A 16,353-nucleotide genomic window follows, 5' to 3' on the forward strand; every position below is an offset into this window, starting at 1 on the left:
ATGCACCTTAAGACCACCACCATCTACTATTAAAAAGCATGGGTAAAACATGTCTAAACTAAAACTAGCTTATATCCTGTCACTGAGAAATGCTGCAGCCGATAAAGCAGGGCAATACATTGAGTATAAGGGGGAGAAACAGTACATGATGTCCCCTCTTGAGTATCTGGTGACATCCCTCAACGAAACTCCGCTAGGCGATGCTTACTCTCTGGAAACTGTGATTTATGATGACGATGAAGGCTCAATAAAAGATCAAGAGAAGCTCAAAGACTATGGCTTCTGTCGTCAACTAGGAAAGCCGTGGATCTTGCCACAAGAACTCTTTGTGAAGGGATCACACATTGACGATCTTTTCTGCTCTATACCATCCACTTACCGACGCTTACCAACCGACTCGCCCGATAGACTCCCTGCGAAATCGACTTTTGAAAAAAGCTTGCTAGAAAAGTTAGTGGCAGTCGGAGCAGACGTCGTCGTTCTTGACGGACTATTAGTCATTCTAGACGAGCTCATCCGACCTCATAGCCCTTTTTATCGCAAGATCGTCAATATCCATCCCGGACTTACGCGCCAAGACTCCCCATATCAAAGACGGGGTGCCTCCGCAACACTTGATGCACTGTACGGGGCTCAAGGAAAAAAAGTTATCAACTGGCAGACAATGGAGACCGAAAGCGTTCCTGCTATCAACAAGACTGGCGCCTCACTCCATTATGTCGACAGTGGAATTGATTCTGGCGAAGTCATCTACGACCTATTGGAAACTCATATCGAACCAGATGACTCCATCATTGAATTACGGTGGCGAAACTTTAATAAAAGCCTCTTTCCCACGCTTCACGAGGGGCTGAAAGCTCTAAAAAACAACATCACAGCTTCTCAGCATGCTGAATTAATTGAATAGCCGCAGCGCTAACCCAAGCAACAACACTTCGTGCTCCCCTACCTGTGAGCACGAAGCCTTCGCACCATAATCTTAAGCCAATCCCCATTTTTTGATTTGAATTCAGGTTTTGTCCCCCTGGGTGCTCACATGAAGTTGACATCAAGATACAGATACCCATAATACAAACAATAACAATTAGCATTTACATAAAATCAAAATGAACCTCATGCAAGGAGAACATTCGTGAACCAACCCTTTTTCCGCAAGCGGTGGCTAACGGCCGCAGTTGCTTTGGCTGCCTGCAGCACGTCGGCAGCTGTGCTTGCTCAAAATGCTGAGCAGAACACGCAATTAGATAGTAATGCGCCGAACACATTGCCTACAGTGCGAGTAACAGGGGACAGAGTTTCAGGTGCCCTACTGCCGACTGAGGGATATACCGCCGATACTAGTCTCAGTGCCACCAAGACTGACACTCCTCTGATGGAGACAGCCCAGTCGGTATCCGTGGTCACACGCGAGCAGATCGAAGATCAAAGCGCGCAAACGATACAGCAAGCCCTACGCTATAGCCCTGGTGTCTTCACAGGCACCCGCAATGGCATTGGAGGTCGTGTTGATTTTATCAATATGCGCGGCTTTGGGGGCGTCGGCAGTATCGACAACATCTATTTTGACGGCCTTAAAATGGCTAGCGATGTTTCCGGCTATAATTCATTACAAATTGATCCCTATTTTCTTGAGCGGATCGATGTTTTCAAGGGGCCGACATCCGTTTTGTACGGGCAAAGCTACCCTGGTGGCTTGGTTGGGCTGACCAGTAAACGCCCTCTATTTTCATCTAGCCATGAGATCCAACTAGAAACGGGCAGCCATAATAAACGTACAGCACGATTTGACGTCAGTGGCCCCATAGGGGAAAACCAGCAGGTCGCCTATCGCCTAGTAGGGCTAGCCAGCGGTTCGGACAGTCAGTTCGACCATGTAGAGAACGAGCGCTATACCATTGCTCCCTCTTTGACGTTCTTGCCAACCGATGCGACATCATTAACCGTCATGGCCTACCTGCAGCACGAGCCAAATCGTGGTTACTATGGTTGGACACCAGCCGACGGTACGGTGCGAGATTATAATGGTAGACGGATCGATAATAACTTTTTTGATGGCGAGCCAGGCGTCAATGGGTTCGAGCGTTATCAACGGCTAATAGGTTACCAACTAGAACATCAGTTCAACGATCAGTGGCAAGCCCGGCAGAACTTCCGCTTTACCTCTTCGACTATCGATTATGATTCAATTTATTCCAGTAGTTACGTAGGGGATAGTAATCTGCTAAATCGACGCGCAGCGAGAGCCGATGAATCCATGCACGCCTACCATGTGGATAATCAGCTACAGGGGGATTTTACGACCGGATCTCTTGAACATACACTGCTAGCCGGTGTGGACTACCAGTACCAACGCAACTCTGGAGACTGGCAGTTCGGATCGGCGTCTCCCCTGGATGCTTTCAACCCGCAGTATGGAAACACTCAAATTACATATGGAACACCCACCAATTTCATAAATAAGGTAGAGCAGACTGGATTTTACTTGCAGGATCAGATCAGTTTCAATCGCTGGCGTTTCAACCTGTCAGGGCGTCAGGATTGGGCAGACACCAGTACCGCCTATACCAACTTAGGCATGTCTTCTGAAAGCGACAATGAGAAGTTCACTAGTCGTGCCAGCTTATTGTATGCCTTTGATAACGGTATTTCCCCTTACGTCAGTTACTCGGAATCATTTCAGGCAGCATCCGCCACAAGAACTGATGCCTCAGGAAACACATTAGATCCCAGCGAGGCCTCTCAGTACGAGACAGGTATCAAGTATCAACCCCCTGGCAGCAATGACCAATACACGGCCGCTTTATATCATTTAGAGCAGAAGAATGTTTCCGAAGCCATTCCTAACACATCATTCTATGAGTCTATCGGGAAAGTACGTTCGCGCGGCTTAGAACTCTCTGCCATCTTACGTCCCACTGAGCAGCTTTCGTTACTCGCCAACTACACATACACGGACATGGAGTACGTCGAGACCAACGATGAAACCCAAGGAAATACTCCTTATGCCGTGCCCCGTCATATGGCCTCTGCGTGGAGCAAATATGAATTCACGAAGGGTGCGTTAAACGGCCTGGGGATTGGCGCGGGAGTCCGCTACAACGACTCTACATGGGGTGATGAGGCCAATACATTCCAAGTAAGTGGCTATACTCTGGTCGATGCCATGTTGGAATATGATCTGGGCGCGTTATCAAGCGACCTTGAAGGCATGGACTTGCAGATCAATGCCAACAACCTACTTGATAAAGAGTATACGTCCTCTTGCTCTAGCTTCAGGATTTGTCATTTTGGCGAAGAGCGCAATGTGACAGCAACCGTCAGCTATCGTTGGTAGGTGCTTGTCCTATTGAGGAATTAAGAAAAAATATTCAGGCTACAATGAAAAATCGAGGTGCCTTTATACTCATAGGCATCTCGTTTTTTTATTTAAACTCCCCTATTATAATGACAGATCAAAAACCAAAGTTTAATTTTTTATCTATTAGTCAAGGTATACAAAGACGACATGACATCATCAGCCTATAAAAATCTTATGTTACCAATATTGCTTATATTAATTTTATTATCTGCGGCTAATGCTGATGATCAGCAGCGTGATGTTACTTTTGATTATGCGGTGGCAGATACGCTTAGTGCCTTACACCAACCACCCATTGCTTTAGCTGGCCTAGCACAATACAGACAATTATACAAAGAATATCTACTTCCTGATACCTTTGAACTCGGACTTAGGTTTCAACCCAATCTTGAGTATCTTGCATCACTGAAACCTGATGACATAGTGATAGCACCACCAGCCCATCTGAACTTAGAAGACAAACTTTCCCGTATTGCTCATGTAGTAAAAATCCGGCCATTTATGCAAGGTCTGGATGTTTGGCTAAGCCTTGAACAATTGACCAGGGATGTGGGGGAGCTGAATGGCGGGCAACAGCAGGCCGAAGCATTCATTGACTCTGTAGAAGCCAGAATGTCAGCGATTGCGGCACAGATTGGGAGGCCTGCAGAAACTCTACTGATTATCGAAATCCGAGACAACCAGCATGTGCGTGTCTATGGGCCAGGGAGCCTGGAAGATGCAGCTTTGACACGGCTTGGATTTGAAAATGCTTGGCAGGGGCCTACTAATAACTGGGGGTTCAGTACTCTTTCAGTTCGTGAAGCATTTGCACTAACAGGCCAAATCGTTGTTCTCCAGCCAGCTTATTTTCAAGACATATCTGGTTCAACATTACCAAAGTCAGGGCTATGGCAGCATTGGCTAGATGATACGTCGGTAAGTATGGAAAGAAACTATTGGCCATGGGGAGGCTTCCCTTCCATGCTCCGCTTTGCTGAATCTCTCCAAGAAGCACTCCAAGCAGATACCCAAACTTAATCAAAGCGCGCTAAGCGTACCTAGCGCGCTACTGAAACCACCTTAAGAGTTATAAACTCAAAAAATTATATTATTCAAAATAGGTTTTTCTCCACTTCGTACGAGTGTTGCCCAGCACTAACTCTTAACCGCTTCTCCAGTTGAGAGAGCAAGGCACTATCAGTAATGATTGAGAAATGATCATTGAGAGTCTCAATTGAGGTTTTCGGGACGCTATTCAACTGATTCGCCAGCGCCTGCTGTTCTTCCCAAGCTCTTCCCGCTTCCCACCAACAGTCCACTTCACAGTTTAACGCTGGCAAGGTATCAAGCTGCTGTGAAAGCAATTTCAGATAACGCGCCACACAAAATATCCGAGCAAGTGCTTCACTACCCAGTGCAGCATAACCCTCGCGACCATGTATATCGGATGATGCTATTGATCTCTCCAACTTAATGGCAATTTCTTCCTCGCTCGGCTCTTTCGTGTCCTCTTCATTACTTTCGAATGCTTCAAGCGAAGCACCTGGCAGTATGACCGATGAGAAACTAACAAGATCTCGCTGCCAGCTATCCTCACTATGTGGACCACCGCCCGGTATATAGGGATCTATCAAAGCCAGTTGACTCACACCTTGCCCGAGCCCTTCAAGTCGAGCCGCGATCATCGCAGCCAATGCCCCGCCAAGAGACCATCCTAATAGCCGATAGGGGCCCACAGGCTGTATGCGACGTATTGTCTCCACATAATCATCAGCCATTGCTTCAAGTGAGGAATCTCGATGCTGTGGATCAGTCAACATTCGGCTTGGCAGACCGTAAACAGTGCATACTCCGTGCAAGCGCCGGGCTAACGGCTGATAATCAAAAACTGTTCCCATTACGGCATGGATGCAGAACAGCGGTGGCTGATTAGCACACTCGCCATTTAGCATGATAGCCCCTTTGGGCAGCACCTCAGTGTTTTTCCTCACTCCCAGCAGATCAGCAATGGTCGGTTTCTGCATTAGGTCAAACAGCTTAAAGTTAAGCTGTGGTTCCTCTAAAACTTGTACTCGGCTCATCACTTGTAGGCTCAACAGAGAGTCTCCACCCAGCTCGAAGAAGTTGTCGGTCTCGCCGATCCGTTTAATGCCAAGCACTTCTTGCCATATCTCGGCGAGCTTTCGGGCTGCCCGCGTCGAGGGAGCGACATACTTGCGGCCTTCCTCAACATTAGGTTCAGGTAGTGCCTTGCGCTCCACTTTGCCGTTGGCATTTAGCGGCAGTGAATCGAGCATGACCACGACTCCTGGCACCATATAGTCAGGCAATCGTTGACCCAAACGCTCGCGTAGTATGGTGGTGTCGAGTTCAATGCCGACTTGGGGAACTACGTATGCCACTAGCCTCGAACCATTTAGGCCCTCTTGGGCGACCACAACCGTCTCACGAACCTCTGGCTGAGATAATAGTTCGGCTTCAATTTCTCCTAGCTCAATACGCAAGCCGCGGATCTTCACTTGATGATCAAGGCGGCCCAGGTACTCGAGCTGGCCATCCTCCCGCCAGCGAACTAGATCGCCGGTACGGTAAAGGCGGTCGCCTGCAGCAAATGGGTCGGCAACAAAACGCTCCGCCGTTAAATCACTTCGATTGAGATATCCACGAGCCAGACTTACCCCGCCCAGGTATAACTCACCCGCTACACCCTGTGGGACGAGGGTGAGCTCATTATCTAATACATAGGTGCGGGTGCCACTGATGGGACGTCCAATGGGTATTTGACGTTGAGTGTCACCACGACACCACCAGTGAGTGACATGAATGGTGGTTTCTGTGGGGCCATAAAGATCGTGCAGGTTGGCACCCTCAAGACACTCAGCTACGTCCTGCTGTAACGTGGCTGGAACGGCCTCGCCACCGCACATAATATGCTTGAGCCGCGTCCTGGTCTTAACATCGGGATAGGTCAGGAAGGCCTTTAACATTGAGGGCACAAAATTGAGCGTGGTAACGCCGTGCCGCTGGATCAGCTCAATGATGCGCTCTGGATCTCGATGATCACCTGGCTGAGCTACCACTAGGCGAACCCCGACACTCAATGGCCAGAAAATCTCCCATACTGAAACGTCAAAACCGAAAGGTGCCTTGTGTAGTACGGCATCCGTATCGTTGAGCTGATAGGTTTGCTGCATCCAGACCATGCAATTAGTTAAGGAATCATGGCGGATGGCCGCACCTTTAGGCTTCCCAGTAGAGCCCGAGGTGTAAATCACATAGGCTAGATGCTCGCCGTGCAGCTCCACCTCCGGGTTAGTTGACGCATGATGCGCCACATCCAGCCGGTCCAGTTCAATAACATTCAGCCCATCGATCACCGGCAACAACTCGCGCAAGTGTTGCTGGGTGATCAGCAATTCTATACCGCTATCTTCGGCTATGTAGGCCAAACGTTCGGAGGGATAATCAGGATCCAGCGGCACATAAGCACCACCCGCTTTGAGAATACCCAACAGCCCCACCACCATTTCGATGGAGCGTTCCATAGCGATGCCCACGCGGGTTTCGGAACGCACGCCCATACCGATCAAGTAATTGGATAAACGGTTGGCACGGGTATTGAGTTCGGCGAAGCTAAGAGATGTGTTTTCGAATACTAGCGCCGTGGCCTCTGGGATTACCGCAGCTTGGCGCTCAATCAAGTGGTGAATAGGTGGAGTATCGGGTATCTGGTCTGAGCTTTCTCCCCATTCGTTTAACAGATACTTCTCGTCCTCCCCTAGCAACGTGATGTTGCTCACAGCTTGTTGCGGTGCCGTTTTTAGGCTCTCTATGATACCTGCAATGGATGTGCACAAGTAGTCGCACAGCCGCTGAGCACTGATCAAGCGGCTGGTCTGCCCAACCAGTTGGAAGCCTTCGCCAAGATCATCGACTGACATCACAATTGGGTAGTTGGTACGACCCCTATTGCCTAATGCCTCCATACCGTCCCACGCCCGGCTAGTTGCATCTTCCTTCTCTGGAGTACTGTAACGATAGTTCAGCAAGGTTGAGAACAGTGGTGATCCTCCACCTACTCCGCTGCATCGCTGTGCTAGTCCGAGACTAGCATGCTCGTGGTTCAACAATTCGGCCAACTCACTATGGGTCTGGCGTAAACAGTCGGCCACACTGTTAGTACCTAGTCTAATACGAATAGGTAAAGTGTTAATGAACATCCCAAGTGCTCTTTCGGCGCCCTCAATACCTTGCATACGGCCAAATAGTAGAGTGCCGAACACCACATCGTCCCGCCCCGTCGTTTTACTCAGCACGTGCGCCCAGGCTAGGTGAAATAGGGTAGCGGTACTGACACCATGTCGCTGTGCCTGCTGTCGAACTTGTTGGGCCAGTTCTTCTGTCAGTTGTAGGCGAATCTCCTCAATACCACTGCCATCGCCGCGTACATCCAGTAATCCGAATGGAGCAGTAGGCTCGTCCACATCACCCAGCTTCTCTCTAAAGAAAGCCTCATGCTCTACCGGACTCACCCCCAACCTTGCCTGTGCTACGAAGTTTCGGAATGGCAGCGGTTTGGGTAACTCGCCTTCTCGTCCTTGCTGGATTAGGGCAATCTCGTCCACTAGCAGATCAAGTGTGGTGTGATCCAGTACCAGGTGGTGGCTGGGCAGTTGCAGCAGCCATCGCCCTTGCTCAGAATCTTGTGCCGCAATAGCTCGCGCCATCGGCGCCTGGCGTACATCAATGCGATAGTGTTCAGGATCCACATAGGCGTTTAGTCGTTCGGAAACGCTGCACGAAACACCGGTTTCTTCCAGTTCCAGCCACTCCACCTCTAGTGAGGCGTGCCGGTGCACCACTTGTACTGGTTCATGAAGCCCTTCCCAGAGCACTGCTGTGCGCAAAATATCGTGACGGGTAATCAGTTGATTGAAACCAGCAACAAACTGCTCAAGCCGTTCCTGACTATCAAAACCAAGTAAGCAAGGGAGTACATAAGTGTCACCCTCCTCCTGCAACCGATGATGGAACAGGATGCCCTCCTGCAATGGCGCCAGAGGGTAGATATCCTGGATATTGGTCGCTCCGCCTGGCACTGCATCTTCTATGCGACTGATTTCATCAGTATCCAAATCGATCAGTGTCAGCATATCCGGCTGGATCGACTGACAATGCTCTGGAATCCTATTGGGCGGTACAACCAGTTGTTTCCTATTAGGCTCTAGGGACAGTGCCTTGGCGAAGGCCGCCAATTCGGGCGACTGGAACAGCGTTCGTACTTGAGACTCAAGGCCTCGAACCCGCATACGCTCGAGCACACTCAGTGCCAACAGCGAATGCCCCCCTAACTCGAAGAAGTTGTCGTGACGCCCTACCCACTCGACACCCAGCACCTCGCTCCAAATCGCCGCTAGCGTCTCTTCCGTCTCACCTTGGGGTGGCTCATATTGCGCGCTACTGGCGAAGTCGGGCTCGGGCAATGCTTTGCGATCCACCTTGCCGTTGGGCGTTAGTGGTAAGGCATCGAGCATTACCACTAAACTTGGCACCATATAGTCGGGCAATACCTGCCCTAGACGCTCGCGTAGCTCGGCCGTATTGATCAGTTCATGTGGCTGGGCGACGGCATAAGCCACTAACCTGGCGCCTCCTGGCCCCTCCTGGGCCACCACTACCGCTTCTCGTATAACATCGAATTCCACCAACCGAGACGCTATCTCTCCCAGCTCAATGCGCTGGCCCCGTATCTTGACCTGCTGATCGGTGCGTCCGATGTATTCAAGCACCCCATCAGTGCGATAGCGGGCCAGATCGCCTGTCCGGTAGAGCCTTTCCCCGGGCACATCGGCAAACGGGTTGGGCACGAAGCGATCCGCCGTCAGTTTCGGCTGGCTCAGGTACCCCCGCCCAACACCGACACCGGCGACATATAGTTCGCCGCTCACCCCCATAGGTAATAGGTTTAATTGATTGTCGAGAACGAGTAGCTGGGTGTTATCAGCCGGTTTGCCGATTGGCATCACGGCTACATGCTCATCATCGTCGCTACGCAGCAAATGCAGGGATACGTCATCGGCACATTCAGCAGGGCCGTACGCATTGACCAATGGGATCGCTGGATAGCGCGCAAACCATTGGCGCACTAGCTCGCAGGTGGAGGCTTCACCTGTGGGCAGCAGCCAGCGCAGTGCTGGCAGGTCGACTGAGACAGTGTTCAACATTCCCTGGATCAGTGCGGGCACGCTTTGCAGCACCGTGACGCCGTTGTCGCGCACATAAGGAAGCAACGCACTGGGGTCACGTGCAATCTCATCAGGCACGATATCTATGCTGGCGCCACATAACAGTCCCGCCAAAGTTTGCCAGACGGAGATATCGAAACTCAGCGCTGCGGTCTGGGCAATGACATCGCTGGCCGACAGATCCAGGTAGGGAATCTTACTCAACTGGTTGTTGAGCATGCCACGGTGACTGACCACTACGCCCTTGGGTTCACCGGTTGAGCCGGAGGTATAGATGATGTAGGCGGCCTGATCAGGGTGAGCCGTTACAGCGGCATCCCCCTCTAGTCCTTCCGCCGTGACGAGATCCTCGAACACGAGCATCCGCGGCGGATTGGGTATGGATTCAAGCACAGCTTCGAGGCGCGGTGTTTGCTCAGCAGTGGCAACCAGAACCGATGCATGGCTTGACGTCAGCATATTGGCGATACGCTGATCAGGAAGTCGGGTATCCAGCGCTAGATACGCACCGCCAGCCTTGAACGTACCCAGAATCATGCTTGGTAACGCTAGGCCGCGCTCGGCATGCAGGGCTACGACATTATCCTTCTTCACCCCTGCTTGCCGCAGTGCTTGGGCAATGCGATTGGAGGTGTCCTCTAGCTGACCATAAGTGAGTGTGTCTCCCTGATGGCGAACGGCAACTTGGCGTGAATGCTGTCGTACCTGCTCACGGAACAGGTCGATATAACCTCGCTCAAAGGGATAAGCAACCGACTGCCCTCTACAGTGCGCCCGCTGTGTCTCCATCTCATTAACAGGCAATACGTCCAATTCATGATAGGGAGCATCAGGCCTGTCAATAATGTGCAAGAGAATTTGACGGAAGCCCGAGAGCAGCCTCTCGACCTCGGAATCGTCAAACTTACGGGCGTCGTAGGAGAGCTGCAGCATCAATTGCTCGCCAGGCACCACCACTACGGTCAAGGGGTAATTGGTGTGGGTGCGGTTGCCCTTGATAGACACATGAAGATCATGGATTTTCTCCGTTATGCTGGCATCTATCGGCGCATTTTCGAATACAAAGAGGCTATCGAATAGACTGCGTCCTTGTGACTGCTCTCCCAACGATTGAATTTCGACTAACGGTAGATGCTCGTATTGACGCATCTCCAGGTTTTTCGCCAATAGCCCATGCAGCCAATCAAGGACAGATGTTTGCGGCGAAGGGGCTGACACACGCAGAGGAATCGTGTTGATAAACAGCCCCATCGTCTCCTGTATGCCCTCCAGTTCTAGCGGGCGCCCAGCCACTGTCACGCCGAATAGGATGTCATCTACCTGGGAAAGCCGCCCTAACAGCAGTGCCCATGCCCCTTGTATGATCGTATTGACAGTCAATTGATGCTGTCGGGCAACGTTCTGTAGCTCTGCACTCTCATCGTGGGAGAGCGAGGAGAATACATCAGCCACCGTGGCAACACTGTCGTGCGAACCGTGCGGCTTAAGATAAGGAATCGGCGTTATCTCATCGAAACCTTCAAGCTCATGTTGCCAATAGTTGCGTAGCACATTGGCATCCTGCTGCTGCAACCAAGCGATAAAATCACGATACGGCCTTGGTTGCGTCAACTCGTAACTCGTCCCGAGACGATAGGCATCGTAGTAGTGGAAAAAATCGCTGAGCAACAGGGAGCGGCACCAGGCATCCATCAGAATATGGTGGAAACTCTGTACGACGTAGAACAGGTTCTCCGCCAGTTGAATAAGGCGTACCTTTAGCAATGGTGGCCGTTCCAGGTCGAAGCCATCATCAAGCTCCTGACGCAATAACACCGCCAAGCGCCGATCGGCCTCATCCTCGTCAATACCGCGCCAATCGATATATTCCACAGGTGAAGGAATTTGCCGATACACCACCTGCAACTGTATCTCTTCGGTTCGCCATACGAACCCTGTACGTAGAACCTCATACCGTTCGCCGACTCGCTGCCAGGCTTTCTCGAAAGCATTGACGTCGATAGGCGAAGCAAACCGGTAGCGATCCTGCATCATGTACATACCAGCGCCTGGATTGAGCAGGGTATGCAATAGCAGCCCTTGCTGCATCGGCGCCAACGGGTAGATGTCCTCAACATTGGCGACATCCAATCGCAAGCCGTCCAGTTGCCCTTGACTCAGCCCCACCAGCGGGAAGTCCGAAGGTGTTGCGCCACGAACGCCACTAGCACAGTGCTCAATCAATGCCTCTAGTTGCGCTTGGAAGCTTACTTGCAAGGCATGTATCGCTGCCTCGCTGTGAATCTCACGACTGTAATTCCAGTCGAAGCGCAGTTGGCCATCTTGAACCCAGGCCACCACCTCAATCCAGGTACGGCGCTTGCTTTGCGGCGCGCGAGCCTGCCCTGCATTCTCTTTGGCGAGCCGCCAGGCCCCATCGCCCTGTAGGGAGCGATCCAACTGGCCTAGATAATTGAAGGTGACCTGGGGGTAGGCACCACCGACCAGCGCGGGCTCTTCTTTCAAATAGCGCAGCACGCCGTAGCCGAGCCCCTTGTCGGGCACTTGGCGAAGTTGCTCTTTGATTGCTTTTAGGCTTGTACCGGGCTCCGCATTATCTGGGGTCAGGCGAACCGGGTAGAGCGAGGTGAACCAACCTACGCTGCGACTGAGATCGACACCGTCGAACAGGTCTTCGCGGCCATGGCCTTCCAGTTCAATCAGTACGCTATCTCTCTCTGCCCATTGGCACAGGGCGCTCGATAGTGCAGTGAGGAGCAGGTCATCCACCTGGGTGCGGTAGGCTTTATGCACCGGCCCCAGCAGTTGCGTGGTCGCTTCGGTAGGCAAGCTGCCAACGAGCGATGCGGTATCGGCGACGGTGTTGCTGCCATGTGGATTATGTGCGGGTAGGCTAGGCTCTGGCTCTTTGACAAGGCTCTCCCAATAGGAGCATTGCTCAGCCAAAGCCTCCGATTTGGCATAGTCGGCCAGGGCATGCGCCCACCCATCTAGCGAGGTGGTTGCCGGTGGTAGGTCGATTGCCTTTCCTACACTTAACTGCGCGTAGGCCACTTGCAGGTCGTCGAGGATCACGCGCCACGAAACACCATCTACCGACAAGTGGTGAGCCACGAGCAGCAATCGCCCGCCGCGCTCGCCTCCCAGTGCCATCCAGATAGCACGGAACGGCCGCGCCAAACTCAGACTGCGTTGCGCAGCATCGGCGGCCTGGGTGATGGTCTGTGCCGGATCCGCATGATCGCTTACGTCCACGTGCTCGAAGAGATCATCGGCTAGCTTACCATAGGCTTGTTGCCAGCTATCGCCAACGCGTTCAAAGCGCAGCCGTAAGGCGCTATGGTGAACTACCACTGCCTCAATGGCACGCCGTAGCAGCGTGGTATCTACACCACTGACCGCTTCCAGCATCAACGACTGATTCCAGTGGTGTGGCTCGGCAAAGTTCTGCTCGAAGAACCAGCGCTGTACCGGCAGCAGCGCAAAGGAAGCAGCCTTATTGGGCGCAGCCGCTTGTTTAGGAGCGGTAGCAGCTAGAGGCGTGGCCATCGCCGCCACTGCGGCAATGGTCTGCCCTTCCATCAACTGCTTGGGCGTTACCTTGTAGCCACGCTTGCGCGAGCGCGCGACGATCTGCAAGCTGAGGATGGAGTCACCACCCAGCTCAAAGAAGTTGTCGTTACGCCCCACCTGCTCGCAGCCGATCACGTCAGCCCAGACCTCTGCCAACGTCTCTTCTGCTTCTCCCAGGGGCGCCTCGAAGGCTTTATCACTACCGGCTTGCACCGGCTCGGGCAGCGCCTTGCGATCCAACTTGCCATTGGCGGTTAGCGGTAAGGCATCCAGCCGTACCAAGCCGCTGGGCACCATATAGTCCGGCACATGCTCGCCAAGCTGCGCGAGTAACGCGGCGTCATCGATGTCGCTCCCGGCTGCCATCACCACATAGGCGTAAAGTTGCGCGCGGCCTTCCTCGTTTTCTCGTGCAATCACCTCAGCTTCCGCAATACCCGGCTGTTCGCGCAACAGGGCAGCTATTTCGCTTGGTTCCACCCGATAGCCGCGAATCTTGACCTGGTCATCCATACGGCCAAGGAACTCCAGGCTACCGTCGGCCAGTTGGCGCACCCGGTCACCGCTGCGATAGAGCCGTTCGCCTGCATGGAAGGGGCTGGCAACGAAACGTTCCGCCGTTTGCCCCAGGCGCTGTAGATAGCCTTGAGCAAGCCCTGGGCCACCCAAGTAGAGCTCCCCAGCAACACCTTGCGGCACCGGATTAAGCCAGGGGTCAAGCACATAGGCCTGAGCATTGGCCAGCGGTGTGCCGATCGGCAGCGTGCTGGCAGCTCGATCGGCCATGTCGGCTTGCTGGGTGAGAATACCTACCGTGGTTTCCGTAGGGCCGTAGTGATTGAGCACCCGACAGGTTGGCTTCAGCTCGGCGATACGCTCCAGTAGCGCCCAGTCGGTCGCTTCGCCGCCCAGAATCAGGCGCTCGTGCGGAAGCGCGTCAGCCGGGGTTGCCGCACTCAGCAGTGCCCGCAGATGGCTGGGCACAATCTTGAGCACATCCACCTGCTGTTCCCGCATATAAGCCGCAAAGGCATCCGGGTCAAAGGCGCACTCGGGAGAAATGAGGTGCAAGGTGCGGCCGGTGCACAAGGCGCCAAACAGCACCGTATGCCCCAGATCCGCCGCTACCGTCGACACCATCGCCATGTTGCGGGCGCCCTCTGGTAGCGCCAGCGCCTCCAGAACGCCCTGCACGTAATTAGCCAGAGCACCGTGACTCACCGCCACCCCCTTGGGCTTGCCCGTGGAGCCAGAGGTATAGATCACATAGGCGGTCTGCTGGGGATGGATGACGGAGGATTCACTCTCTACGGCAGCTGGAATATCGTCGGCAAACGCCAGCGCCATTACCGGAACGTCACCATTCCAGTCGCAAGCCATGCTGCTCAGCATTAAGCGAGCGCCACTGTCAGCCAGTTGATAGGCCAAGCGTTCGCTCGGCAGTTGTGGATCAAGCGGTACGAAAGCCCCGCCCGCTTTGAGTACGGCGAGAATGCCAAGTACATATTCGCATGAGCGTTCAGCGTGAATGGCAATGCGTACTTCGGGGCCGACTCCCTGTGCCATTAACTCTGCCGCTAACCGTTGAGCCTGGGCATCCAAGCTGGCATAGGTGGCTGCATTATCCGGTTCATCTTGCATCGCAAGTTGTTGGGAGTGCTCTTCGACGGCTCGATCCCAAAGCCCTATAACGCTCCCAGAAGTGAATGTAGTTGTATTTCCTTCAAGCACCGAAGTGGGGGCGGGGGTTTCGAGCAATGCCAATGGCGTACTCGGCGTTTTCAGCACTTGCTCAGCCAGGCTTTGTAGTGCTTCGGCGAATCTCTTGACTGTTGTTTCGTCGAACAGTGCCGCCGCATAGGCGAATACACAGCGAATACCATCAGTGGTATCGGTAAAGTCAAAGCTCAGATCGAAGTGCGCATCACCGCCGCTGAGTGCTTCAAGATGTACCTTTAAATCACCTACGATCTTTTCTCTTTCCAACTCTTTCTGCTGGGTGCACTTGACCTGAAATAGCGGATGTACGCCAGGAAGTCGCTCAGGTTGTAACGCTTCTACCAGAGTATCGAAAGGAATATCCTGGTAGTCCTGTGCATCAAGCACGGTTTCTTTAACGGCGCCTAATAAACTGGTAAACCCCTTGGTAGGCTCTAATAAGGTTCTAAGCACTTGAATATTGAGCAGATAACCAATCAAACCATGTGTTTCAGCTTTGTTCCGATTAGCACTGGGAGAGCCTATACGTATGTCGCTTTGTCCACTGAAACGATGTAGCGTCAGCTTTAAAAGTGACAGCATCACCATATACAGTGAAGCGCCATGCTCACGGGCTAGCTGATGAATACCATGGCTCACCTCTCGAGATAATTGAACATGGCACAGACCGACTTTCGATGTCGCCTGTGAACCTCTTGGACGATCCAAAGGAAGCTCGATAGGCGAATGCGAGTCACCCAGACGCTGGCGCCAGTGGTCTAGCTGCCGCTCCATTTCGCCAGCCTCGAACCAACTTCGTTGCCAAACAGCATAATCACCAAACTGAATGGGTAACGAAGCTAATGCAGCATTGCGCTGTTGGATTCGGGCTTCGTAAAACTCGAACAACTCATTGATGAGCAACTGAATCGACCAACCGTCACAAGCGATATGGTGCAATACAATGGCAACCGCATGATGGTTAGTATCTAACTGGTAGATTGCCATGCGGAATGACGGCTCAACATCAATCGCAAACGGGCGCTGAGAGAACCCGCCAATGAGGCACTGTAGCTCTTTTTCCTGTTCTAACTCGGTATATTGCTGTAAATCATCGTGTAATACGGGAACACGCCAGTCATTGAGAACCTCCTGGAGAGGTTCTCCCTCACTGCTCTGAGGATATATCGTGCGGAGTACTTCATGACGCGTCACAAGGTCATTCACACTCGACTCGAATGCAGCAACATCCAGTGGGCCTTGCAAATAAAACACACCTGGCATGTTGTAAGCCGGGCTTGCCGGATCAAGCTGCCACGTCAACCATAAGCTACGCTGCGAATATGACAACGGAAGTTGCTCAGCTCGGTTAGCGGGCACGATAGGAAGCTCACGAAAATCAATGCCACTACTATTCAGCTTATTTAGAAAACTTCGCTGTGCATCAACCTGTAATTCTGCAAAACGTTGAGCAATCTTTCTTTCGTCCAATTCCAT

4 protein-coding genes are annotated in these 16,353 nt (G+C 52.6%); 3 read left to right on the top strand and 1 reads right to left on the bottom strand.

Going from position 1 to position 16,353, the window contains the following annotated elements; genetic code table 11:
* Positions 1 to 49 precede the first annotated feature (49 nt).
* The 3 genes from AC4EYZ_RS06370 to AC4EYZ_RS06380 all read left to right on the top strand — a co-directional run bounded on the left by AC4EYZ_RS06370 (position 50) and on the right by AC4EYZ_RS06380 (position 4,378).
* A complete protein-coding gene (locus AC4EYZ_RS06370; protein ID WP_474192723.1) occupies positions 50 to 907 on the top strand; it encodes a formyltransferase family protein in 858 nt (285 codons plus the stop codon).
* A 225-nt stretch (positions 908 to 1,132) separates the two neighbouring features.
* The gene (locus AC4EYZ_RS06375) at positions 1,133 to 3,334 is read left to right on the top strand and encodes a TonB-dependent siderophore receptor (protein ID WP_088700810.1); all 2,202 of its coding nucleotides are present in this window, start codon (positions 1,133 to 1,135) and stop codon (positions 3,332 to 3,334) included.
* 171 nt (positions 3,335 to 3,505) lie between these two features.
* A complete protein-coding gene (locus tag AC4EYZ_RS06380; RefSeq protein WP_088700809.1) occupies positions 3,506 to 4,378 on the top strand; it encodes an ABC transporter substrate-binding protein in 873 nt (290 codons plus the stop codon).
* Positions 4,379 to 4,452: 74 nt separating this feature from the next.
* Here the strand turns inward: AC4EYZ_RS06380 and AC4EYZ_RS06385 are convergent, their stop codons facing one another.
* Positions 4,453 to 16,353: an amino acid adenylation domain-containing protein gene (locus AC4EYZ_RS06385; RefSeq protein WP_474191684.1), complete on the bottom strand. Its 11,901-nt coding sequence runs from the start codon at positions 16,351 to 16,353 to the stop codon at positions 4,453 to 4,455.

It is taken from the genome of Vreelandella sp. 162(4c), from assembly GCF_058152265.1.

What these genes read in the sequence shown, in the direction of transcription:
- AC4EYZ_RS06370 (WP_474192723.1), top strand. Translation starts at nt 50, where the DNA reads ATGTCTAAACTAAAACTAGCTTATATCCTGTCACTGAGAAATGCTGCA.
- AC4EYZ_RS06380 (WP_088700809.1), top strand. Translation starts at nt 3,506, where the DNA reads ATGACATCATCAGCCTATAAAAATCTTATGTTACCAATATTGCTTATA.
- AC4EYZ_RS06385 (WP_474191684.1), bottom strand. Translation starts at nt 16,353, where the DNA reads ATGGAATTGGACGAAAGAAAGATTGCTCAACGTTTTGCAGAATTACAG.